This window comes from Actinomadura violacea (assembly GCF_017573465.1).
GTDB classification, from domain to species: Bacteria; Actinomycetota; Actinomycetes; order Streptosporangiales; family Streptosporangiaceae; genus Spirillospora; species Spirillospora violacea.
This window is the reverse complement of the sequence record NZ_JAGEPF010000014.1, coordinates 189746-212300: the sequence shown is the minus strand read 5'-3', so window position 1 is coordinate 212300 and position 22555 is coordinate 189746. Positions and strand designations below refer to the sequence as shown.

Sequence of the window (22555 nt, the reverse complement as noted above, 5' to 3'; positions counted from 1 at the left end):
GGACGGCGCCGGCCGGGCCCGCGTGTCAGGTCCGGCCGGCGAGCGCGGCGCAGGCGGCGGCGACGAACGCGGCGACCACGGGATGCGGCCGGCTCCCGTCCCCCGCCAGCTCCGGCTGGAACAGTGTCGCGAAGTAGAACGGGTGGCCGGGCAGTTCGGCGATGCGCACCTGGCCCTCGTCGTCGTGGCCGGTGAAGCGCAGCCCGCCCGCCTCCAGCGGCTCGGCGTAGGCGGGGTTCGGCCCGAACGTGCAGTTGAAGCGCTCGATGCTGCGGGACACCCCCATGATCCGCTCGGCGGACGAGCCCGGCGCCACGTTCACCTCGCCCTCGTGGCCCGCGAGCGAGCAGGCCAGCGGCGTGATCACCGCGTCGCCGCCGGCGTCCTCGTTCTCGGCATGCGTGGCGCGGGCGATCCCGCACACGTTCCGCGCGTACTCCAGCACCATGTGCTGGAAACCGCCGCACGTCCCGAGCAGCGGGATCCCGCCCTCCCTCGCCGACCGGATCGCGGCGAGGGCGCCCGCCTCGCTGCGGTACGGGCTGCCGGGCAGCAGCCAGACGCCGTCGAAGCCGTCCAGGCCGCCGCCGACCTCGTCGGTCGGGATCCAGTACGCCTCGGCGAGGAGGCCGTCGCGCTCCCGGACGGCCTCCAGCAGCCGCGGGATGCGGACGTGCGACTGGACGTTCGGGGACCGCTCCCCCACCAGGGCGATGCGTGCAGTGAAGGTCATACCCCGATCCTTGCGCCGCGCCCTGGTTAAGCGCCAACGATGATTTCCGATGCCTCGATAAGCAACACTTATCTCGTGGACCCGCACCTTCTCCGGACGTTCGTCACCGTCGTGCGCACTGGCTCGTTCTCCGCCGCCGCGGCGGAGCTCGGCTACACGCAGGCCGCCGTGTCGCAGCAGATCGCGTCGCTGGAGAACGACCTCAAGGCCACACTGCTGCACCGCCGGCCGGTCGGCACCACCGAGGCGGGGGCGCGGCTCCTGGAGCACGCCGGCCCGATCCTGCTGCGGCTCCAGGCGGCGCGCGCGGAGATCGTCCGCATGTCGGGGACGTCGCGGGCCCGGTTGCGGATCGGGGCGTCGCCGCTGGCCTCCGTCCACGTCGCGGCGCCGCTCGCTCGCGCGCGCGCCGCCCACCCGCGCGTCGAGGCCACGCTCTGGGTGATGGGACGCGCCGGGATCGGCGCGGCGGTCGCGGCGGGCGACCTCGACATCGGCCTCGTCGACGGGATCGCCGCGCCAAGCGACCCGCTCCGGCTGGCCGACACCGTCCCGCTGGCGGCCGTCGCCGTCGCGGAACGGGCGCTCGCGCTGGTCCTGCCGGCCGCGCATCCGCTGGCGTCGCGTCCCGGCGCCGACCTGAACGACCTGGTCGACGCGCTCTGGCTGGACGTCCCGGACGTCGCCGTTCCGCTGCCCGCGCTCCGCCAGGCCACCGGCTCGCGCGACGGCTTCCGCCCGTCGCTGACCTGCGAAGGCGGGGACCTGCCGTTCCTGCTCGCGCTCATCGCCGCAGGTCATGGCCTTGCTGTCCTCCCCGCGGGCCTGGCGGGCGGCGCGGGCCTCGCGGAGGTGCCCGTGCGCGCGCCCCGGATCGTCCACCGGACGGAACTGCTGCACTCCCGCGCCACCGACCCGGCGACCGCCGCGTTCGTCGCCGCGCTGAGCTGAGCGAACGCATCCCGCTTGACCTTTCCCTCAGCCTGCGCTCATTATGAACATACGTTCATGAACATGCGTTCACAACGAGGAGGCCCCGATGGACGTCGTCAACACAAGCCAGGCCGAGGCATGGAACGGCTACGAGGGCGAGCACTGGGCCGGGCACCACGACCGGTACGACGCCGTCAACAACGGCTTCAACGAAGCGCTCCTGGGGGCCGCCGCGATCGGCCCGCGCGACCGCGTCCTCGACCTCGGCTGCGGGAACGGCCATGTCACCCGCCTCGCCGCACGGCGAGCACCGCTCGGCGACGCGCTCGGCGTCGACCTGTCCGCGCCGATGCTCGCCCGCGCCCGCTCGCTCGCCGGGCAGGAAGGTGTCCCGAACGTCGCGTTCGAGCAGGGCGACGCCCAGGTGCACCCCTTCCCGGACAGCGCCTTCGACGCCGCGATCAGCCGGTTCGGGATCATGTTCTTCGCCGACCCCGTCGCCGCGTTCGGCAACGTCCGGCGCGCGCTGCGCGACGGCGGGCGCCTCGCGTTCCTGTCCATGGCGTTGCTGGCCGGAACCGACCTCGGCACCGTGTTCGCCGCGATCGCGCCGCGGCCCGCGGCGGTGACCGGGCACAGCGGCCCCCTGTCGCTGTCCGACCCGGACCACGTCCAGGAGGTCCTCGGCGCGGCCGGATTCCGCGACGTCTCCTGCCGCACGGTGCACGCCGACCAGGTCTGGGGACGCGACGCCGCCGACGCCGCGGAGTTCCTCGCCGGCTGGGGCCCCGTCCGCCACAACCTCGGCGACGGCCCGGAGCTCCGGACCACGATCACCGACGCGATGCGCCCGTTCGAGCACGACGGCGCCGTCCGGCTCCGCGGCACCGCACTGCTGGTGCAGGCCCGCTCATGAGACGGGTCGTGGTCCTCGGCGGTTATGGGGCGGTGGGGCGCGAGGTCGTCGCGGGCCTGCGCGGGCACGTCCCCGAACTTGTCGTGGCGGGCAGGGACCCCGCCGGGGCGCGGCCCGTGGACGGCGCTGTCCCGATGCGGATCGACCTGCGCACCGGCGACCTCGGACGCATCGACGCCGACGCGGTGGTCATGTGCGCGGAGGTGGACAACGCGCGCGTGGCCGAGGCATGCCTGGCGCGCGGCGTCCACTACGTCGACGTGTCCGCGTCCTACGAGATGGTCGCCCCGATCGAGAGGCTGGACGGGCTGGCGGCCGCACGGAACGCGTCGGCGGTGCTGAGCGTGGGCCTCGCCCCCGGCGTCACGAACCTGCTCGCGCGCGAGTTCGGCGGCGCGGACGTGGACATCGGCGTCCTGCTCGGCGCGGGCGAGCGGCACGGGCCGTCGGCGGTGGAGTGGACCCTGGCCTCGCTCGGCGACCTGGGCGAATCATGGCGGATGCGGTTCCCCGAACCGTTCGGGACCCGGACGGTGCACCGCTTCCCGTTCTCCGATCAGCGCACCCTCCCGGGCCGGGTACGGACGGGCCTGGCCCTCGACTCGCGGGTGCTGACCGCCCTGCTCCCGCGGCTCGCGCCGTTCCGCGGCGCCGCCGCGCTGCGGGCGGCGTTCCGGCACGTCCACGCGGGCGGCGACCGGTTCGCGGTGGTGGCCGCGTCGGGCGGCGCGGTGCGGTCGTTCTCGGGGAGGCGGCAGAGCCGGGCGACGGGCCTGGCCGCCGCGCTCGCCGTCCAGCGGCTGGCGGAGACGCCGCCCGGCGTCCGGCACCTCCACGACGCGGCCGGCCCTGACTTCCTGGCCGAACTCGCCGCGCAGGGCTTCCGGCTCGGTCATTACGATGCGGGGTGATGTCTCCTCGAAAGGCGGCCGCGCTGCGCGGCGGCGACCGGACCCTGCGCGAGCACCTGATCGCGACCGCCGAGCGGATGATCGCCGAGCACGGGACGGCGGGGCTGACCGTCCGGGCCATCGCCGGGGAGTCGGGCGTCGCGAGCGGAGTGCTCTACAACCACTTCGCCGACAAGGAAGAGCTGATCGCCCTCGCCCTGCGCGCCCACGCCACGGCGATCATGCGCGGGCTGGGCGCGCTGCCCGAGCCGGGCACCGGGACGGTCGAGGCCAACCTGCGCGCCTACGTCGTCCACGGGCTGGCCCTGCACGCCCGGCTGCTGCCCGCGCTCACCGGGCTGCTGGCCCAGCCGAAGGTCCTCGCCCGCTTCGCGGCGCTGAGCGACCGCGACGAGGACTGGAAGGAGCGCCTGGCCCGCTACCTGCGCGCGGAGCGCGACCTCGGCCGCCTCGCCCCGGACGCCCGGGTGGAGGCGGCAGCGTCGATGCTCGTCGGCGTCTCCCACGAGACCGTCCTGTCGGCGCTGTTCCAGGGCGAGGGCCTCGCCCGCGAGGTCCCGCCCGAGGCCGCCGACGACCTGGTCACCACGGTCCTGCACGGCCTCACCCCCCGCTGACCCCGCTTTCAGGTCGTCATGGACATCGCGGCGCGGACCTCGTCGAGGGTCTGGTCGGCGATCGCGGCGGCGCGCTCGTTGCCCTCGGCGAGGACGCGGCGCAGGTGGCCGCGGTCGGCCATCACCTCGGCGCGGCGGGCCCGCATCGGGCGCAGGAACTCGTTCACCGACTCCGTGACCACCCGCTTGAGCGCGGCGCCGCCGCCGTCGCCGATCTCCGCGGCGACCTCGCGCGGGTCGCGGCCCTGGCAGAGCGCGGCGAGCAGCACCAGGTTGGACACCTCGGGACGGGTGTCGGGCGCGTACTCGATGTGCCGGTCGGCGTCGGTCACCGCCCGCTTGATCAGCCGGGCCGTCTCGTCCGGGGACGCCGACAGCGCGATCGCGTTGCCGCGGCTCTTGCTCATCTTGCGGCCGTCGGTGCCGAGCAGGGTCGGCGCGGCCGACAGCAGGGCGTCCGGAACCGGGAAGACCGGGGCGTACCGGTCGTTGAAGCGGCGCGCGATCGTCCGGGTGACCTCCAGGTGCGGGAGCTGGTCGGCGCCCACGGGGACGAGGTTGGACTTGCAGAACAGGATGTCGGCGGCCTGGTGGACGGGGTAGGTGAACATCAGCCCGCTGACCGAGGACTGCTTGGACGCGGCGATCTCGTCCTTCACCGTGGGGTTGCGGCCCAGCTCGCCGACCGTGACCAGGGACAGGAACGGCAGCATCAGCTGGTTCAGCGCGGGCACCGCGCTGTGCCGGAAGATCGTCGCGGTGGACGGGTCGATGCCGGCGGCGAGGTAGTCGGCGACGAGGCCCTCGACGTGCTCGCCGAGCCGGTCGGCGACGTCCCGGTCGGTGAGCACCTGGTAGTCGGCGACCAGCACGAACAGGTCGACGCCGGCGCGCTGGAGCCGGACGCGGTTGGCGAGGGTGCCGAAGTAGTGGCCGAGGTGCAGGGCGCCGGTCGGCCGGTCGCCGGTCAGGATCCGGAACGCGCCGGGGTCGGCGGCGATGCGCGCCTCGAGGTCGTCGGCGGGGGCCGCGGCGTCGGCGGTCTGCGGGGTGTCGGTGGTCTGCATGGTCTCTCCTCCTGGTTCCGGGGCCCGCCGGACGGGCCCGGGTGCGGAGAAGAGAGCGGGCCGTCCAGCGGACGGCCCGAGGCGTGCGTGGGTGTCGGCCGTCCTAGGACGGCCGCCAGCTCTGGCACGCGGTGCGGTTCACGGATCCAGAGTATCCCGGAACGCCTGACCGACGCCACTGGATAATCCGCTTCGGAACCAAATGGGTAGGCTGGCACCCATGACCGCACTGGCGCCCCGGAACACCGTGACCGACCTGTCGTTCCTGCTCGACCACACCGGCCTCGCGCTGAAGTCGCAGATGACGGCGGCGCTGGCCGAGATCGGGCTGACGCCGCGCATGCACTGCGTCCTGGTGCACGCACTGGAGGAGGAGCGCACCCAGATCCAGCTGGCCGAGATCGGGGACATGGACAAGACCACGATGGTCGTGACCGTGGACGCCCTGGAGAAGGCGGGCCTCGCGGAGCGGCGCCCGTCCTCGACGGACCGGCGCGCGCGGATCATCGCCGTCAGCGAGAAGGGCGCCGAGACGGCCCGGCGGGGACAGCAGATCGTCGACCGGGTGCACGGCGCGGCGCTCGATTCGCTTCCGGAGGCCGAGCGGGAGGCCCTGGTCGGGGCGCTGCGGCGGCTGGCCGAGGGGCATCTGGCGCGGCCGGTGCAGAGCCCGCAGCCGGTGCGCCGCAAGCGCGAGCGCAACAAGTAGGTCTACAAGAGATCGTCTCTAACAAAACTATCTGCTAACGTCTCTCCTGTTCGCCTCGAACGGGAGATGACCCCATGAACCTGTCCGCACGGTCCCGCGGGACCGCCCTCGGCGTGCTGTCCGCCGCCGCGCTGATGACGATCCTCGACGGCAGCATCGTCACCGTCGCGATGCCGTCCATCCAGCGCGACCTCGGCTTCTCCGCCGCGGCGCTGAGCTGGACCGTCAACGCCTACCTGATCGCCTTCGGCGGCCTGCTGCTGCTCGCCGGCCGGCTCGGCGACCTCATCGGCCGCAAGACGATGTTCCTCGCCGGGAACGCGGTGTTCACCGGCGCGTCCCTGCTGGCGGGCGCCGCCACCACCCCCGGCCTGCTGATCGCCGCGCGGTTCCTGCAGGGCGTCGGCAGCGCGATGGCCTCCGCCGTCGTCCTCGGCATCCTCGTGACGCTGTTCACCGAGCCCGGCGAGCGCGCGAAGGCCATCGGCGTCTTCAGCTTCACCGGTGCCGCCGGCGCGTCCATCGGCCAGGTGCTCGGCGGCGTCCTCACCGACGCGCTGAGCTGGCACTGGATCTTCCTGATCAACCTGCCGATCGGGCTGCTCACGATCGCGCTGGCGATCCCCGCCCTGCCCCGCGACCGCGGCATCGGGCTGCGCGCCGGCGCCGACGTCGCGGGCGCGCTGCTGGTCACGTCCGGGCTGATGCTCGGCATCTTCACCGTCGTCAAGGCCGCGGACGACGGCTGGACGTCGGCCCGCACGCTCGGGCTCGGCGCGGTGTCGCTGGCCCTGCTCGCCGGGTTCTTCGTCCGGCAGGCCAAGGCCGCCGCCCCGCTGATGCCGCTGCGCCTGCTGCGCTCCCGCAACGCGTCCGGCTCCTACCTCGCGCAGATGCTCTCGCTGTCGGCGATGTTCTCCTTCCAGATCATCGTGGCGCTCTACATGCAGAAGGTCCTCGGCTACGACGCCCTGCAGACCGGCCTCGCGATGCTGCCCGCCGCCGTCGCCATCGGCACGATCTCGCTGTTCGTCTCGGCGCGGCTGAGCCGCCGCTTCGGCGAGCGCACCGTGCTGCTCGCCGGGCTCGTCCTGCTGATGGGCGCGATGGGATGGCTGACCCGGATCCCCACGGACGCCGGCTACGCCACCGACCTGCTGCCCGTCATGGTGCTGGTCTCCGGCGGCGGGCTCGTCCTGCCCGCGCTGACGGGCCTCGGGATGGCCGGCGCCCGCCCGGACGACGCGGGCCTGGTGTCCGGGCTGTTCAACACCGTCCAGCAGATCGGGATGGCGCTCGGCGTGGCCGTCCTGTCGACGCTCGCCGCGTCCCGCACCGGGCACCTGCGCGCCGGCGGACGCTCCGAGGCCGCCGCGCTGACCGGCGGGTACCACCTGGCCTTCACCGTCTCGGCGGGCCTGCTGGTCGCCGCCTTCGTGGTCGGCCTCGTCGTCCTGCGCAGCCCGAAGCCCGCCGCGGACGCCTCCGCGCCCGCCGAATCCGTCCCCGCGAACGCCTGAAGGAGATCACCATGACCGAGTACGGCCCCGGACAGGGACCCGGCCCGAAGCCCATCGACGACGACGGCCTCGCCCGCCTCCTCGGCGAGCAGCAGTTCGCGGTCCTCGCCACCAACCGCAAGAACGGCCACCCGCACCTGTCGACCGTCGTCTACGCCTGGGACCCGGCGGAGCGCATCGTGCGGATCTCCACCACCGCCGGACGCGCCAAGGTCAAGCAGATCCGCAACGACCCGCGGGCCGCGCTCCACGCGTCCGGCCCGGACCACCTGTCGTTCGCGGTCGCCGAGGGCACCGCCGAACTGTCGGAGACCAGCACGGAGCCCGGCGACGCCACCGGACGCGAGCTCCTCGCGATGACGCCCGGCTTCCCCGACCCCGCCGACGAGCGGGCGTTCCTGGAGCAGATGGTCAAGGACGAGCGGCTCGTGATCCGCCTGTACGTCGACCGGCTCTACGGCACCGTCCTGCGATGAAGGACGGTGCCGGCCGCCCGGCTCAGCTGGGCAGCACCATCAGGATCAGCGGGAGGCCCGCCAGCACCGGCACGGCCGCCGCCGCCGCGAGGCGCGCCCGGCGCGGCAGCGGCTTCGGCTCCAGCAGCCGGTTGACCCGCGCCATCACCGGGATGTCGTCGGGGGACGCGACGCCGAGCGTCCCGGACGGCGCGGCGGCCGGGCGGGCGGCGGCGAAGCGCAGCAGCGCCGTCGCCAGCTCCCGCGGCGGGCGCCCCGACCGGGCCCGGTCGTCGGCGGCCATCTCGATCAGCAGCTCCACCGCGTCCAGGCACCGTCCGACCAGCCCGAACTGCGGGAACACCTGGCGCAGCGACGCGAACGGCAGCAGCACCAGGTCGTGCCGCTCGCGCGCGTGCGCGCGCTCGTGCGCGAGGACCGCGGCCAGCTCGGCGCGGTCCAGCAGCTCCAGCGTCCCGGCGCTCACCACCACCTTGGACGAGCGGACGCCCGGAACGCAGTAAGCGGCCGCGCCCGGGTGGTCGAGGACCAGCGTGCCGGGCACGGCCGAATCGCGGCGGGAGACGAGGGCGAGGAGTACTCGATGCCGGTGTCTGGCGCGGACCACGCGGACGACCGCGTACATCAGCATCACCAGCAGCACGGCGGCGAGGCTCACCGCGGACAGCAGCGCGGCCATGTGCACCGTGTCGAGCCGGGCCGCCTGGTCGGCGTACAGGCCGGGGATGCCGCCGAGGACCCCCTTGCGGTACGGCGCCATCGCGACGCCGAGCAGCGCCCCTATCGTGGCGACGCCCCAGCACAGGCCGAGCGACTGCCAGAGGGCTATGCCGAGGCGCGGGGTGCGCCACGTCCACCTGGCCCGGGACAGCAGGTGCGCCCCGCCGACGGTCCCCAGGGAGATCAATGCGAGCAGGGCGGTGCCGGTCATGCGGGTGGTTCCTTCGTGAGGCCGGCCAGGGCCTGGCGGATCACGTCGATCTCGTCGCTGGAGATCGTCCGGACGAAGTGCGCCAGCGCGGCGTCGCGGTCGCCCGTCTCGTCCAGGGCGCCCAGCATCAGCTCGGTGACGTAGCCCTCCCGGCTCTCGACCGGCCGGTACCGCCACGCGCGGCCGTCCCGCTCGCGCTCGAGGAAGTCCTTCTTGGCGAGCCTGTCCAGCACCGTCATCACCGTGGTGTGGGCGAGGTCGCGGTCATGGGCCAGCGCACGGCTCACGTCCCGGGCGGTGGCGGCCCCGGCGCCGGCGTCCTCCCGCGCCCACAGAACCTCCATGACCGTGCGTTCAAGCTCTCCAAGACCCTTCACGACGTCCAGATTATCCGACTGAGAGCGAGGTCACCACGGCGGGTAGTACTACGGGCTTCCGTACTACGTCTCGTAGTACTACGTTCGGTCGTATGAACGGCGTGCCGGGCGTCACGGTCGGCAACCACACCCCCGGCACGCCGATCCCCTAACCGCCCGCCATGGCGCCGACCACCATGAACGGCTCCGCGCCCGCCAAGACCGGCCCCGGCAGCGGCGCGTCCGCCGGCTCATGGGACAGGTCCTCGGCGCACGCGTAGAAGCGCACGAACGCCCGGCGCCGCCCCGTCCCCCGGTCCCGGATCGTCCCCCGCAGCACCGGATACCGGGCCTCCAACGCGTCCAGCACCGCCGCGATGGTCGTCCCCTCGACCTCCACCTCCCCGTCCACCTGCACGAGCGCCCGCAGATGCGCGGGCAGCACCACCCTCGTCACGGCAGCGCCTGCACTTCCACCGAGAGCACCGCCGGCAGGTCGCGGACGATCGGCGTCCAGCCGTCCCCCTCGTCGGACGACGCGTACACCTGCCCGCCGGTCGTCCCGAAGTAGACCCCGCACGGGTCCAGCGAGTCGACGGCCATCGCGTCCCGCAGGACGTTCACGTAGCAGTGGCTCTGCGGCAGCCCCTTCGTCAGCGGCTCCCACTCGTTCCCGCCGGTCCGGCTCCGGTACACCCGCAGCTTCCCCTCCGGCGGGTAGTGCTCCGAGTCGCTCTTGATCGGCACCACGTAGACGGTGTCGGGCTCGTGGGCGTGCACCGCGATCGGGAACCCGAAGTCGCTCGGCAGGTCACCGCTGATCTCGTGCCACGACTCCCCCGCGTCGTCGCTGCGCATCACGTCCCAGTGCTTCTGCATGAACAGCACCTCCGGACGCGACGGATGCATGGCGAGCCGATGCACGCAGTGCCCGACCTCCGCCTCCTGATCCGGAATCCCCTCCGACCGCAGCCCCCGGTTCGCGGGCCGCCACGACTTGCCCCCATCATCGGTACGGAACACGCCCGCGGCCGAGATCGCCACGTACATCCGCGACGCGTCCACCGGGTCGAGCATCACCGTGTGCAGGCACATCCCGCCCGCGCCTGGCTGCCAGTCCGGCCCCGACCCGTGGTTCCTCAGGCCCGGCAGCTCCTCCCACGTCTGCCCGCCGTCACCCGTCCGGAACAGCGCCGCGTCCTCGACCCCCGCGTACACCACGTCCGGGTCCAGCGGCGACGGCTCCAGATGCCACACCCGCTTGAACTCCCACGGACGCGGCGTCCCGTCGTACCACTTGTGCGTCCCGGTCTCCCCCTCGTACGCGAACCCGTTCCCCATCGGCCGCCACGTCGCGCCCCCGTCGTCCGACCGCTGGATCAGCTGCCCGAACCAGCCGGTCGACTGCGACGCGTACAACCGCTGCGGATCCGCCGGCGACCCGGCGACGTGGTACATCTCCCACCCGCCGAAGTGCGGCCCGCTGACCTCCCACTTCTCCCGCTTCCCGTCCGCGGTCAGCACGAACGCGCCCTTGCGCGTCCCGACCAGAACCCGAACACCGCTCATGCCGGTCCTCCTTCCATGCGCCGATCCCCGTTAGACCGCCCCCGCCCCCGGAACTCATCGGACCGGCCGGAGCGGTTCACCTGGTCCCTGGCGGAGCCGGTGAGCCGGGCGTATCCGGTGACGACGGCCTCGAGTTCCGCCGGGTCCATGACGTCCGCCAAGCGGGTGAAGCCGTCGGGCGCCCGGCGTTCGACCTCGTCGATCACGTTCTCGGGGCCGCCGGCCCGGTTGCGGAGGACGAGCTCGCCGGTGACGGGCAGGCGCTCGTCCTGGTAGGCGCGCAGGGCTTCGGCGGGCTCGCCGGGACGGGCGGCCAGGTGGTCCGCGAGGCAGGCCGCGTCCGTGATCGCCTGACCTGCGCCGTTGGAGCCCATCGGATACATCGGGTGGGCCGCGTCGCCGAGCAGGGTCACGCGTCCCCGCGTCCAGCCGGGGAGCGGATCGCGGTCGCACATCGGGAACTCGAAGCACTCGGGGACGGCCTTGACGAGGGCCGCGTGATCGAGGAACGAGGTGCGGAAACGGGAGGTCTGGTCACCGAGCCCAGCCGTCGCGGCACGGCGTGACCACTCCTGGCGCTGCGGTGCCGGGTCTCCGGGACGGCCGGTCCGCCGGCAGATCACCCAGTTGATGAGCCTGGTGCCCGCCCGCCGCCCCGGGGCTATCGGGTAGACGACCAGCTTGGCGTCGGTACCACCGGCGATGAGCATGGACCGTCCGATGCCCGACTCCGGCCATTCCGCGGCGCCCCGCCACATCATCACGCCGTTCCAGATCGGCGGCCCCTCATCGGGAAAGAGGACGGACCGGACCGTCGAATGGATTCCGTCGGCCGCCACCAGCACGTCACCGGTCGCCGATGCCGTGCCCTCACCGCTCCTGAAATGCGCACGTACGCCGTTCTCGTCCTGCTCGAACCCGACCAGCCGGCGCCCGGTCCTGACCGCGCCGGGGCCGAGCCGCTCGCGCACCGCCCGGAGCAACTCGCTTTGGAGGCGCCCCCGATGAATGCTGACCTGCGGATAGGCAAGCCCGGCGTTCCGCCCGCAGGGCTTGCGCATGATCTCCTGGCCCAGCCGATGGGCGTAGATCAGCTCATCGGGCAGGCTCCCCACGTCCTCAAGCCGTTCGAGGAGCCCCACCTCGGCCAGCTGCTTCACCGCGTTCGGCAGCAGGTTGAGCCCGACGCCCAGCTCGCGGATCTGCCCGCTCTGCTCGTATATCCGGCAGTCGATCCCTTTATCGTGCAGCCTCAATGCCGCCGCCAAACCACCGATCCCGGCACCTGCGATGACGACTCGCATAGCACTTCCCGTGCTTCAGAATTCCACCTGACGACACCGAAAGGCATACCCGGCCGCAGAGCAACAGCAACTACCCGACGATGACGAACGGCCCCTCGCCAAGAGGGGCCGTTCGCGCGGGGGGACGCCGCCTCAGCACTTCCAGGCGCGCCACCAGCCGGCCACCTCGTCCCATCCGGCGCACTTGCCCACGTACTTGTAGTTTCGCCTCGGCCCGCTCGTGATGTTGTACCACTTGGTGTGGCCCCCGATGTGCGCGCCCGACAGGCGGTACTTCGAGGCCGTCGGGAAGTTGTGCGCCGGACCCCAGTGGCAGTTCGCGTGCTGGTATCTCGCGGTGTACCCGCTCAGCACATGGAACTGGATGTTGCGGCCGCCTCCCGCGATGTCCGGCCGCGTGGTGTACCACTTGGAGTACTTGTCGGTCATCAGCGTTCCCGTCCTCTTCCAGTGCGCCTTGCAGTGCGCCGCCGGAGCAGCGGGCGCGCTCGCCGACGCCGACACGGCGTTCAACGTCAGCACGCCACTGGCGAGAGCGAACCCCGTCATTGCGGCCGCGATTCCGACTGTCCTCACTGTTGCCTCCTTTTGGTTCGGTCGAACATGAGGAACTTAAACGCCGGCGGTACACGTCCAGTACACGTCTCGCCATCCTCCCAACGCCACATAATTACCCATTTGAACCAATCCAACGAAATTTCACCGAACACCTACATGCCGTTCGCCCCACTTTGAGAACCACACTCCGGCTACTTTGGCGCCCATGGAGCAATGGCGAGTGACAGCGATCGGCCTACCCGACGGCCGCCCCCTCGACGGCGGCATCGACCAGAACGGGCGGTGGACCGACGCCCCGTCCGCAGCCGCCGAACGACTGCCCGGCCGTTACGCGCTTGCCGGGCTGGTAGACGCGCACTGCCACCTGAGCATCGCCGTAGACGACAAAGCCCCCGCCGGATCGCGCCCGCTCGACCTGCCTCAAACCCAACGAAATCTGCAGACCGTCCAGCAGGCAGGAATCACGCTGGTACGCGATATGGGAAGTCCCGACGCGCTCACCCTGCAGTTGCCCACCGCGCGGAACGGTGCGGGCCTACTGGCGGCTGGACGATTCCTGGCCCCACCCGGCGGCTACTTCCCCACCTTGTTCGAGGCCGTGACCGCCGACGACGTCGTCCAAGCCGCCCGCTCCCAGATCGCCGCAGGAGCACGTTGGGTGAAACTGATCGGCGACTTCCCCGCCATCGACCAGGGCGTGACGCGCCCAGACCAGGCGACGCCCACCTATCCGATCGAAACCGTCCAGCGGCTTGTGCAAGCCGCACACGCCGCAGGCGCTCGCGTCGCCGCGCACACGACCACGGCCTGGGCCGGCGAACTCGTCGCGGCCGGCGTCGACTCCATCGAGCACGGCGACGTCCTCACCAGCGACGATCTGCACATCCTGGGCGGCCGAGGCGGCGCCTGGACACCCACCCTCTGCGCGACCCTGGCCCCCGCTCCCGTCGACGACCCAGGACGCCGGCGACGCCGCGCCGAACGCCGCGAACGCCTCACCCACCTGCTGGCCGAGGCCGTCCGCCATCGAGTCACGGTCCTGGCCGGCACCGACGTCGTAGGCAACCTGCCCCGTGAGGTTCGCCTGCTGACCGAACTGGGCCTCACCCCACAAGACGCGCTCGCCGCCGCCAGCACCAACGCACGCCGATACCTGCTCACTAACCACACGAACGACTTCGCCCCGGGCCAACTCGCGAACCTGGTCACCTACCACCACGACCCCCGCGACGACCCCGACGTCCTCCAACACCCCGCCGCAACCTTCGCCGCCGGCCGCCGAATCCACTGACCAATCCCCGAGCTCAAAATGGTCGGATTCCAGCAGACCACCCTGGTAGCGACGCCAACCGCCCGACCCCGTTTCACACCTGCCAAGGAAGAGCCAGCAACCTCCTTCCTTTCCGAACGTCCCTCATCATCGATGTCGAGGTCGAAAGCATTCCGCGCTTTCTCCGGATGTTGATCAACCAGCTACGAGATCACCTGGAGCCCTCTAGCCCTGGCGACGCGAGGGGTGCTCGGACGGGCGGGGAGCGCGGACGTGGCGGAGCCTTTGGCGGTCGCTCGCTCCGTAGGCGGCGAAGTTTCGCCTGGCCTCAGCGAGGCTGAGCCCACGGTTAGGACCGCCGCGGCTCTCGTCGGCGTCGTGGTCGTCCTGACCATCGTCTTCCCAGAAGCACACGGGGCAGATCTCGAAATAGCCGCGCCGCTCAAGCGTCAGGTACCCGCAACACGGACATGCGTAAGGCTCGCCTCTCGACGGCCGATGCACATTGACGAACACACAGGTGATTGTCGTGTTCGGAGCGCACTCCCACAATTTGTTCCCTACGCCCCATCCTCGATGTCGGAGATCAGCTTGGTGCTGAGGTCGCTCTGCACCGCCAGACGGGTGTGGCCGGCATCGGGACCACTGCCCCAGGTCAGGGTGATGGTGGTGAACAGGTGGCCCGCACCCGAGTCGTGGTAGCGCACCTCCCAGGCGATGGGGACGTCCTGGGCTCTCAGGACACCGTCGGCATGGTTGACCTCTTCCCAAGCGGCGAGCCTCTGCCGGAGATCTTCGGTGAGGTAGTGGGCGCGCAATTCTTCGCCCAGGTCGTCCGTGCCGTCAGAGACCGCGTCGATGTAGGCCCCGTAAAAGTCGGCGGCCCTGTCCACGGCCGAGTCCGGGCTACCGGTGCGAACCGCGTTGCCTCCTGGGGTATCGCTCAACGCTCGCATCCCTTCAGTCGCGTTTGGACACAACGAGTTCATAGTGTCAGCAGGTAATCACTGTCTGCTATCAACGGGCAGGTACATCCCTGCTGCCCTGTAGCGACCCGTTAGAGGCCAAGCACCGCGACCTCGCTGGGCTCACAACTCCAAGCCGGACTCGACAGCCGACGAGGTCATCGTCCGTCACGCGGGCTGGGGCCGCTCATCACGCGACCAGCCAGATTGACTGACGGGACCAGTGCAGCGCGTCATCGCTTATCGATGAGCGTGTAGCCGCCTGCGATCAACGGTGCGTCGGCTGCGGGGGCCATGCACGTGCTCAGTTGACCCTCGCCGGGTTGCGGGCCTCCGCTGAGCCCGATCCGACTGGGACCGGCGCCCCGCTGGGCGATGTAGAAGCTGATGCCCATGCGTGCGTGCTCCTTCAGCATCTCCTCCCAGGGGCCGCCGGGCGTGACCCGCGTCAGCGTGCCGGTGACGGTCGCCGTAGGCCCGCCGGTAGTCAAGCAGTCGACCTTCAGATCGCCCCAGTTGGTGAACCATGTTCCGTCAGGCAATTTGAGCCGGTGCGAGATCCGGAACGTTCCCCACGACCTCGTAGGCCGCCAGGCACCACGGGGATCGAACGTGGCGTGAGCATCGACGGTGACCTGGATGTCGTTGTCGGGTGCCGGGAAATACATCCTGGCCCAGCCCCTGAGATGGGAGGTCTTGGCGACGGTATTGCCAGCGGGCCCGGCCTTGGACTCCGCCCCGGACGCCGTGGTGATCCCAACCGTGAGGGTCGTGGCGAGGCCGAGCATGGCCGTCAACCCCAGCAGAGACGCACGGCGCGTGCCGTTGATCATCGCGCTCACTCCGATCGAGGACATGGTGTCGCTTGCCCTCCAAGCCTGTCGACCGACGCATGGCCACGGCTCCCCTGAGCGATTGATCGCTCTCCCTCCCACGGGGGACCTCAAGCGCGAGAATCCCGCCCCTCTCCCGCCGGACGATCGAAGGCACAGCGCCCCATGCACTCCAACACGCCGCCGTGACCCCGTGGTTGAGCGGTGCCCCTCCCGCGCAAGTCGCTGAGTACGGCAGCCACAGCGCGACCGCCCTGCTCCGCGCCTAGGCAAAATGCGTTGCCGGTTGGAAGGAGAAGCCATGGAGGACAGCAAACGACCAGAACCTGCGAGGCTGATCCGACGGATCTGCGATCCCACCGTCAACTCGCAGAACTGGTGTGCCTGGAGCGCTGAAGAGACGAAGCGGCACTGCTGATCACGGTGATCGTGACGTCGACTCACGATCCTGCGGTTGTCGCGTGGCCCGGCGTAGTCCCCGGTCGTGTCGAACGAATCCCGGCGTCGGCACCGGACAGCAGCAGTGCCAGATGGAACCGGCTGCGCGCCCCGTACTTCTCCATCAGGTCCGCGACCGTGTAGGTGATGGTGCGCCGGCTCAGGCCCAGATGTTCGGCGACTTTCTGGTCGGTGCAGCCCTCGGCGAGCAGCGTCACCACCGCGCGCTCCCTGGCCGACAGCCCCGCCGGCCACCGCACCGGCTCGGCCGCCTGCCCCCACAGTCGCTGGTACATCTCGACCAGGGCGCGCACCAGCGGCTTGGCGGTGATCTGCCAGACCCCTTTCAGCGGATCCTCCGGGTCGATGGGCGTCATGACGACCGTCCGGTCGATGATGACCATCTTGGCCGGCAGTGCCGGCAGGATCCGATGTTCGGCGCCGGTGGCGATCAGGCGCACGTCATGGTCCGACGGGGCCGCCCCCAGCCAGCGCGTACGCACATCCGGCGGCATCGGCAGCGTCCCCAGCAGCGGGCGCTGGGACGACGCGGGAATCATGACCAGCCGCTCGCTGCGGTCGACGGAGACGATCTCGGCGAACCGGGCCACCACGGCATCGGCCCCGAACAGCGGGTACACACCGCGTCCGGCCCGCAGCGACTTCAGCCACGCCACCTCAGACATCGCCGGCCACCCCCTGGTGTCCCACCCGGTGAATCCGCATCCTGCCCCAGAAAACCGAGCGGCGGCAACGCAGGGCGGGCGCCGTTGCGACTTTGCGCAAGAACGCGGCAGGAGTGATGCGCGCCCCCCGCTGCGCCCTCCATGGTTCCTTTCATCCACCAACCTCGAAAGGACACCTCATGAACTACGACCTGCCGACCCTGGCCGACCGGGCCGAGCTGCACGACCTGCTGCTGCGTTTGGGACGGGCCCTGGACGAGCACCGCTTCAACGACCTGACCGCTGTTCTGACTCAGGACGCCTCCGGCACGACCCGCAACGGGACCGGGTCCAGCCGCGACGTCCTGATCGCACAGATCGAGGCCGGCAACAAGGACTACGCCCGCCTGCTCCACCGGTTCAGCAACGTGCTGACCGAGGTCGATGGCGACACCGCGACGATCCGCGCCTACATCACCGCCCTGTCCGGCCACGCCGACAGTCTCGTCCCGGCCTCCCGGGGGTACGGCCTGTCGCGCATCAAGGCCGTCCGGACGCCCGACGGCTGGCGGATCAGTGAGCTGAACGTCGAGCCGGTGTTCGTTGTGGGGCAATAGCGCTCGGACCCACGACCTATCGGGACCCATCGCCGCTGGTAGTGGCATCGTTTGACGCGGCGCTAATGGCGTCGTCGCCAGATCGGCCAGTGGTGGTGGTGTCCTGCCGGGTAGAGCCTCGCGAGCGGGGCGAGGGCGGCCAGGTGCGGGTCAATGGGATGAGGTCGGTGTCTTCGGGCAGGTCGGGCCGCTCGGCCGCGGCGGCGGCAAGCACCGCGTGGGCAAGTGCTGCGAGGGATGTCGGGGGCCCGAGCCCAGCACCGGTAGATGCCCGGCTCGCCGGTGTCGGTGTTACGCCGGATGAGCAGGTAGCGCGGCCCGCCTGCGGCGTCGGCTCGTCCATGTGCGGATACACCACTGATAGATGGGCCCCTTCGCGTCGTCGCCGGCCGAGCAGTCCTGCCAGGCCGTCCTCGCGCAGCCGGGCCGACCCGACCGGCACCCGCATCGAGCAGGACACCGCCAACACGTAGCCGACGCCATTTGCCGCGATCTGGGCGCCGGAACACAATCGACGCATGGACACGGTCATCAAGGAGGAGTGGGATTCCTGGGAGGTGTACGCCGCCGAGGACGACGCCGCCCACGTGGACGAAACAAAGACGTGGGTCCCGCCGAACCTTGCTGCCCTGGTTCAGGCAGTTCGGCAAACGCCCCTCTGTCGTTGGGCACCCGGCACCAGCCATGCGCATTTTCACCTGTGCGCCGGACTCAGGTTCGATGCGGAGTGGTCGCCCGCCTTCGTGGCACGCAGCCGCGCCGAGGGCTACCTGGTCTTTCCGCGGCATCCCCGGGACGACGCCGATGACGTTCACCCCACCCTGGTAACGCATTCGGCAAGAGAGGCGGCGGCCGAGCTGGAGCGGCTCTTGGCGGACTGGCATCCCCTGGGGGCAACGAACCTGCCCTGCGCGGATCTCCCGCGCGAACGACGCCCACCCCATGACAGACAGATTCGTGCCGAAGCGCCCTCCGGTCGCGGCTGCCCAGGGGCTGCGAAGCGACTTAGTTCGAGTTCGATTAGCCCCATTACCGACTGAGCGTCTACTCTCCGCCACGCGGCGGGGTCGTCCGCACGGTAGAGGGCGGGACCCGGGTGCAGGCGGGACCGTCTGCCTGGCCGCGCAACGGCCTGAGCACCGCAGCCCCTTGGCCGACACTCTCTGACCTGTGGCAAAGCGGTAGCCGGATCACCCGTACCGATATTTCCGCGTTGGTCGTCAACTGTAGAAGTGCCTGCCGTACTCCTCCGGACCCACGGTGAACCCGTCTGGCCTGGTCTCACGGAGGTAGTTGTACCGAGCATCGAACTTCTCGATCGCCTCGGGAATGCTGTAGCCGGACACCTGCCGCAAGGTCGTCAGGGCTGGAAAGATGCGGTGTCTCACGATGTGCCCATCGATCTCGGGCCAGCGGCTGGCACCGTCCTGGACAACTCGGAGTCCGGGCGTGAGCCTCGCACCCTTTTCCGCCCAGCTTGCAACGTCGCTGTCCTGGGGATGGTCGTAGGGTCCACCCGGGCTCACATGTTCACCTGGGGGTCTGCCCTCGGCGGATCACCCATGCGATCAGAGGAACGGCGATGACCGCTGGGAGCATCCGGTAGGCCGGCCCAAGGACGGCCACACCGATCACGGCGCTGACCAGGGCGATGAGCACGACTGGGATCAGCACGGGTGTGCGCCGGAGAACGTCAGTGAACGTCTCTCCTCCGGCCTCGCGCTGCTTCTGCACTCGGCTTCGGCGACCTTCCCGGGACACCTTCCAAACGATCTCAGCGGGCAGTGATGAACACAAGGCCGCTGGTGTCCGCAGCGGCAGCGCGGTTTCCATGACGACCGGACAGGCCTGGGCCGACGATGCGTGGCCCGGCGCGGCCGCCTGGTGACCGGCGCCCGACGTCGCACTTCGGGCAGCCAGGCACGTGGCCAGGCCAGCGGCTTGAGCGCCGCCCCTTGATACTGATCGCGCCCACGCTGTGGGGCGCTGGCTCACACCGGAGCCCCTTCGACTTTCCAGCGCGACCTGTTCGAACGCGCTCGGGGCCACTCCGCGTTATATTCCGGGACCGGTGACATCCGGTGGCAGTCCCGCTGCATGCGAGGCTCTTGGCCATGCGAACGGCCCCTGACCGTTGCGCCTGGTCAGGGGCCGTTTCGCTGGGTGTGGCGGGCGCAGGGTTCGTCGTGGATCTTGGCGGCTCTGCCCCGCCGACCTGCACGTGAGCCCATTCCGGCCGCCTCGCCCCGCCGGGTCGTTCCGCGTATTTTCCGGATCTTGAAGTCCACCTTCTGATCGGTAGATTCCCAAACGATCACCGCACCCGTCCGAATCGGTTCACACGCTCGGACGCGTGCCCTCCGCTCGCCCCGGGTCCGTGCGTCGCATCCCGAGATCGTCCGTATGCGAGGTTGCGGGCTTCCTCTTCCTTGGAACTGTCCTTTGTGTTCGGGCTGTAAGGCAGGAGTCCGACTGGCTGGTTCGAGCTCGTGGAACCACGCCCGCCAAACCACAACCTAGGGGATATGACGATGCAGATCGCCATGAACATCCACGTCCTGTCCGGCGAGACCCAGGAGGCCGCTGCCACGCGAGCGGTCAAGGAGGAGTACGGCGAGTCCGCCTCCGCGACCATCGTCGAGTGGCCCGGCCTGGGCTTCGAGACGGAGACCGGCGTGGCCTACTTCGACGTCCTGCTGGAGGCCGAAGGGATCTCGGAGGACTCCGACTCGATCCCCGAGGACGCCGTGTTCATCACGCGCGACGTTCACGTCCGGCCGGGCGAGACCAAGGAGGAAGCCGTCACGCGGACGGTCAAGGAGGAGTTCGGCGAGTCCGCCTCCGCGACCATCGTCGAGTGGGCGGCTTTCGGTATCGAGGTCGTCGAGGGCGGTTCCGTCCACTTCGGCGCCGAGTTGGCCGTCGTTGGCGTTCCTGAGGACGTCACCGAGGGCTGATACCAGTCAGGCTCCGGACAAGAGCCTGATACCGCTCAGCTTGTGGCCCCGTGTTCCTTCACCGGAACTACGGGGCCTCATCTGTTCCTGGCGAAATGATCGGCCTGCGAACCCGACAACCCCGAACTGGGGCGGGCCTCGACGGACGAACGAACCTGTCCGGAGGGGTCTGGGGAACCACGGGGTTCCCCAGTAGCGCACGCTCGACCGATCTTCCGGCAATCTCCCCGAGGACTCCAACGGCGCTCGACCAGGGTCACGCCCTCGTGCTCGTCGCCGAATGGGTTTAGACGCTCTGGCGTCGGCTCGTCAGGGCGGCGGCGCGCCCCTGCGGTGAGCGTTCGTGGCGGGGCCGGCGGGCGTGGCGCGGCGCGCGGCCCGGCGCGGCCGCCCGGTGACCGGCGCCCACGCCGCACGCTCCGGGCGGCCTGGCGCGGGGACGCGCAGCGGCCTGAGCGCCGCCGCCCCTTGATGACTGATCACGCCTACGCTGTGGGGGCTCTGGTTCGCGCCGGAGCCCCTTCGGCATTCCCGGTGCGACCTGCGGGAACGGGCTCGGAGTCATTCCGCCTATATTCCGGGGCAGTGACATCCGGGGGCGTTCGGTGGCGTCTCGCTGCACCTGGGGGATCTTGGATATGCGAACGGCCCCTGACTGTTTGCACTGGTCAGAGGCCGTTTCGCGTGCTGTGGCGGGTGCAGGGTTCGAACCTGCGTAGGCTAAGCCGACGGATTTACAGTCCGCTCCCATTGGCCACTCGGGCAACCCGCCGTGGCGTCGCTCTCGCGACGGCACTGGAAAGAATAGCGGACGCGGCGAGTGGTCGTGACATCGGAGGGCGGCCCGAAACCCTGTTCCCCTGTGGTCAGTGCAAGGTCATGCTGGACGCATGCGCTGGGCGGGGATGGCACTCGGGGCGGTGCTGGTGGTGCTCGGAGTGACGCTGGCGATGGGACCGTACCGGAACCTGGGCAGGCTGGAGCATGCCCGCTCGTGTGCGGGGCAGGAGCGGCGGGACTGCCTTCTGGCTTCGACCGCGACGGTGACGAAGCGGTACACCTACGAGACCAATGATGATCCGCCGACGCCCCCGGAGCCGCCGGCACCGCCGCCGCAGCCACCGCCACCGCCGCAGCCGTTCGGGGTCGTGGCGGCGTCCACGACCACGCACTACGCCGTCGTCGTGCGGGGAGCGGACGGCGGGAAGGCCGACTTCGACGTGGACAAGCGCTTCTATGAGCAGGTCAGGGTCGGGACGGTGGTGCGCACGCAGGTGTGGAACGGGAAGATCGTGCGGGTCTCCTTCGGCCGGGAGAGCGAGGACCTGACGCCGCGGGAGAGCCTGTTCTGGCCGTGGTCGCTCGCCTGGACCGGCCTGGTTGCGCTCGTCGGCCTGCCGTGGAAGGTCCGGGGCGAGTGGTGGGGCTCCGTCTTCTTCTGCTGGGTGGGGGGTGCGGTCCTCTTCCATGTGCTCCTCGCCTTCGGCGAGTGGCGGTGGGCGGTGTGGGGCGTCCCGCCGGTGCTGGTCTCGGCCCTGCTCGGCCGGCGGGCGGCGGTCTCCCGGCGGAATCGGTGGTGAGGCGGCCCGCCGCGGTTCAGGGGGCGGGGCGCGAGTCGCTACGCTCTCAGGACCGCGAAGTTGCTGCTGAGGGGAAGTGTGCGCGATGGCCGACAGCTCGTTTGACATCGTCTCGAAGCTCGACCGGCAGGAGGTCGACAACGCTCTGAACCAGGCCGTCAGGGAGGTGGCCAACCGGTTCGACTTCCGGAACGTGGACGCGGGGATCAAGTGGTCCGGGGAGAGCATCGAGATCCAGGCGAACACCGAGGAGCGGGCGAACGCCGTGCTCGACGTGCTGAAGGACAAGCTGGTCAAGCGGGGGATCTCGCTGAAGGCGATCGACCCGGGCGAGCCGCGGCTGTCGGGGAAGGTGTACAAGCTGGGCGTCGGGCTGAAGGAGGGCATCTCCCAGGAGGACGCCAAGAAGATCGGCAAGATCGTCCGGGACGAGGGGCCGAAGGGGATCAAGGCCCAGGTCCAGGGGGACGAGCTGCGCGTGAGCTCGAAGAAGAAGGACGATCTGCAGCAGGTCATCGCGTTGCTGAAGGGCAAGGACCTGGACGTCGCGCTGCAGTTCGTCAACTACCGGTAGGGCAGAGCGAGAGCGCGCCGGCCGCCTCCCCCGCAGAGGCGGCCGGCGCGCTCTCG

General features: G+C 70.7%; 26 protein-coding genes and 1 tRNA gene. 13 read left to right on the top strand and 14 right to left on the bottom strand.

Features of this window, described 5'->3' with window-relative positions; translation table 11 throughout:
- Window positions 1-25: 25 nt before the first annotated feature.
- Window positions 26-733, bottom strand: a complete 708-nt coding sequence (locus J4709_RS23530; RefSeq protein WP_208243938.1) for a CTP synthase C-terminal region-related (seleno)protein — start codon at window positions 731-733, stop codon at window positions 26-28.
- Between the two features lie 75 nt (window positions 734-808).
- Between J4709_RS23530 and J4709_RS23525 the strand changes: the two genes are divergently transcribed.
- The 4 genes from J4709_RS23525 (at window position 809) to J4709_RS23510 (ending at window position 4110) form a co-directional block, all read left to right on the top strand.
- Window positions 809-1684: a LysR family transcriptional regulator gene (locus J4709_RS23525; RefSeq protein WP_208243937.1), complete on the top strand. Its 876-nt coding sequence runs from the start codon at window positions 809-811 to the stop codon at window positions 1682-1684.
- 88 nt (window positions 1685-1772) lie between these two features.
- A complete protein-coding gene (locus J4709_RS23520; RefSeq protein WP_208243936.1) occupies window positions 1773-2582 on the top strand; it encodes a class I SAM-dependent methyltransferase in 810 nt (269 codons plus the stop codon).
- Window positions 2579-3493 (top strand): saccharopine dehydrogenase NADP-binding domain-containing protein, encoded by a 915-nt coding sequence (locus J4709_RS23515; RefSeq protein ID WP_208243935.1) that lies wholly within the window; start codon window positions 2579-2581, stop codon window positions 3491-3493. Before J4709_RS23520 ends, J4709_RS23515 begins: the two co-directional genes overlap by 4 nt.
- Window positions 3493-4110: a TetR/AcrR family transcriptional regulator gene (locus J4709_RS23510; RefSeq protein ID WP_208243934.1), complete on the top strand. Its 618-nt coding sequence runs from the start codon at window positions 3493-3495 to the stop codon at window positions 4108-4110. Before J4709_RS23515 ends, J4709_RS23510 begins: the two co-directional genes overlap by 1 nt.
- 8 nt (window positions 4111-4118) lie before the next feature.
- On the opposite strand, the gene trpS is transcribed toward J4709_RS23510, so the two are convergent.
- The gene (gene trpS / locus J4709_RS23505) at window positions 4119-5177 is read right to left on the bottom strand and encodes a tryptophan--tRNA ligase (protein WP_208243933.1); all 1059 of its coding nucleotides are present in this window, start codon (window positions 5175-5177) and stop codon (window positions 4119-4121) included.
- Window positions 5178-5397: 220 nt separating this feature from the next.
- On the opposite strand from trpS, the gene J4709_RS23500 reads away from it, so the two are divergent.
- The 3 genes from J4709_RS23500 to J4709_RS23490 all read left to right on the top strand — a co-directional run bounded on the left by J4709_RS23500 (window position 5398) and on the right by J4709_RS23490 (window position 7882).
- Window positions 5398-5886 carry a MarR family winged helix-turn-helix transcriptional regulator gene (locus J4709_RS23500; RefSeq protein WP_208243932.1) on the top strand — a complete coding sequence of 163 codons (489 nt, stop codon included), beginning with the start codon at window positions 5398-5400 and terminating at the stop codon, window positions 5884-5886.
- A gap of 74 nt (window positions 5887-5960) precedes the next feature.
- The gene (locus J4709_RS23495) at window positions 5961-7406 is read left to right on the top strand and encodes an MFS transporter (RefSeq protein WP_208243931.1); all 1446 of its coding nucleotides are present in this window, start codon (window positions 5961-5963) and stop codon (window positions 7404-7406) included.
- A gap of 11 nt (window positions 7407-7417) precedes the next feature.
- Window positions 7418-7882 (top strand): TIGR03618 family F420-dependent PPOX class oxidoreductase, encoded by a 465-nt coding sequence (locus J4709_RS23490; protein ID WP_208243930.1) that lies wholly within the window; start codon window positions 7418-7420, stop codon window positions 7880-7882.
- Between the two features lie 22 nt (window positions 7883-7904).
- Here J4709_RS23490 and J4709_RS23485 read toward each other — a convergent pair whose 3' ends face one another.
- The 6 genes from J4709_RS23485 to J4709_RS23460 all read right to left on the bottom strand — a co-directional run bounded on the left by J4709_RS23485 (window position 7905) and on the right by J4709_RS23460 (window position 12618).
- A complete protein-coding gene (locus tag J4709_RS23485) occupies window positions 7905-8813 on the bottom strand; it encodes a M56 family metallopeptidase (protein ID WP_208243929.1) in 909 nt (302 codons plus the stop codon).
- Window positions 8810-9190: a BlaI/MecI/CopY family transcriptional regulator gene (locus J4709_RS23480; RefSeq protein ID WP_173096743.1), complete on the bottom strand. Its 381-nt coding sequence runs from the start codon at window positions 9188-9190 to the stop codon at window positions 8810-8812. The genes J4709_RS23485 and J4709_RS23480 overlap by 4 nt, the downstream gene beginning before the upstream one ends.
- Before the next feature lie 148 nt (window positions 9191-9338).
- On the bottom strand, window positions 9339-9626 hold the full coding sequence (locus tag J4709_RS23475) for a ubiquitin family protein (protein WP_208243928.1): 288 nt from the start codon (window positions 9624-9626) through the stop codon (window positions 9339-9341).
- On the bottom strand, window positions 9623-10738 hold the full coding sequence (locus tag J4709_RS23470; protein ID WP_208243927.1) for a WD40/YVTN/BNR-like repeat-containing protein: 1116 nt from the start codon (window positions 10736-10738) through the stop codon (window positions 9623-9625). The genes J4709_RS23475 and J4709_RS23470 overlap by 4 nt, the downstream gene beginning before the upstream one ends.
- Window positions 10735-12042 (bottom strand): flavin-dependent oxidoreductase, encoded by a 1308-nt coding sequence (locus tag J4709_RS23465; RefSeq protein WP_208243926.1) that lies wholly within the window; start codon window positions 12040-12042, stop codon window positions 10735-10737. Before J4709_RS23465 ends, J4709_RS23470 begins: the two co-directional genes overlap by 4 nt.
- A gap of 132 nt (window positions 12043-12174) precedes the next feature.
- Window positions 12175-12618 (bottom strand): hypothetical protein, encoded by a 444-nt coding sequence (locus J4709_RS23460; protein ID WP_208243925.1) that lies wholly within the window; start codon window positions 12616-12618, stop codon window positions 12175-12177.
- 187 nt (window positions 12619-12805) lie between these two features.
- Between J4709_RS23460 and J4709_RS23455 the strand changes: the two genes are divergently transcribed.
- The gene (locus tag J4709_RS23455) at window positions 12806-13891 is read left to right on the top strand and encodes an amidohydrolase family protein (protein WP_208243924.1); all 1086 of its coding nucleotides are present in this window, start codon (window positions 12806-12808) and stop codon (window positions 13889-13891) included.
- Window positions 13892-14095: 204 nt separating this feature from the next.
- Here J4709_RS23455 and J4709_RS56175 read toward each other — a convergent pair whose 3' ends face one another.
- The 4 genes from J4709_RS56175 to J4709_RS23435 form a co-directional block, all read right to left on the bottom strand.
- Window positions 14096-14374, bottom strand: a complete 279-nt coding sequence (locus J4709_RS56175; protein WP_372442142.1) for a CPCC family cysteine-rich protein — start codon at window positions 14372-14374, stop codon at window positions 14096-14098.
- A gap of 56 nt (window positions 14375-14430) precedes the next feature.
- Complete coding sequence (locus J4709_RS23445; protein WP_208243922.1) at window positions 14431-14817, bottom strand: hypothetical protein; 387 nt, start codon at window positions 14815-14817, stop codon at window positions 14431-14433.
- A gap of 251 nt (window positions 14818-15068) precedes the next feature.
- Window positions 15069-15677, bottom strand: coding sequence for a hypothetical protein (locus J4709_RS23440; RefSeq protein ID WP_208243921.1), 609 nt, complete (start codon window positions 15675-15677; stop codon window positions 15069-15071).
- Between the two features lie 431 nt (window positions 15678-16108).
- On the bottom strand, window positions 16109-16792 hold the full coding sequence (locus J4709_RS23435; protein ID WP_208243920.1) for a helix-turn-helix transcriptional regulator: 684 nt from the start codon (window positions 16790-16792) through the stop codon (window positions 16109-16111).
- A gap of 179 nt (window positions 16793-16971) precedes the next feature.
- Here J4709_RS23435 and J4709_RS23430 point away from each other — a divergent pair, with 179 nt between their 5' ends.
- A complete protein-coding gene (locus J4709_RS23430; RefSeq protein WP_208243919.1) occupies window positions 16972-17388 on the top strand; it encodes a nuclear transport factor 2 family protein in 417 nt (138 codons plus the stop codon).
- A 518-nt stretch (window positions 17389-17906) separates the two neighbouring features.
- A complete protein-coding gene (locus J4709_RS23425; protein ID WP_208243918.1) occupies window positions 17907-18428 on the top strand; it encodes a hypothetical protein in 522 nt (173 codons plus the stop codon).
- A 180-nt stretch (window positions 18429-18608) separates the two neighbouring features.
- Here the strand turns inward: J4709_RS23425 and J4709_RS23420 are convergent, their stop codons facing one another.
- The gene (locus J4709_RS23420) at window positions 18609-18776 is read right to left on the bottom strand and encodes a hypothetical protein (protein ID WP_208243917.1); all 168 of its coding nucleotides are present in this window, start codon (window positions 18774-18776) and stop codon (window positions 18609-18611) included.
- A gap of 1137 nt (window positions 18777-19913) precedes the next feature.
- Between J4709_RS23420 and J4709_RS23415 the strand changes: the two genes are divergently transcribed.
- The gene (locus tag J4709_RS23415; protein WP_208243916.1) at window positions 19914-20345 is read left to right on the top strand and encodes a hypothetical protein; all 432 of its coding nucleotides are present in this window, start codon (window positions 19914-19916) and stop codon (window positions 20343-20345) included.
- 690 nt (window positions 20346-21035) lie between these two features.
- Here the strand turns inward: J4709_RS23415 and J4709_RS23410 are convergent.
- Window positions 21036-21117 (bottom strand) — tRNA-Tyr (locus J4709_RS23410).
- A 118-nt stretch (window positions 21118-21235) separates the two neighbouring features.
- Here J4709_RS23410 and J4709_RS23405 point away from each other — a divergent pair.
- Both J4709_RS23405 and J4709_RS23400 read left to right on the top strand, forming a co-directional pair.
- Complete coding sequence (locus J4709_RS23405) at window positions 21236-21925, top strand: hypothetical protein (protein ID WP_208243915.1); 690 nt, start codon at window positions 21236-21238, stop codon at window positions 21923-21925.
- 85 nt (window positions 21926-22010) lie between these two features.
- A complete protein-coding gene (locus J4709_RS23400) occupies window positions 22011-22499 on the top strand; it encodes a YajQ family cyclic di-GMP-binding protein (protein ID WP_208243914.1) in 489 nt (162 codons plus the stop codon).
- Window positions 22500-22555: the final 56 nt, after the last annotated feature.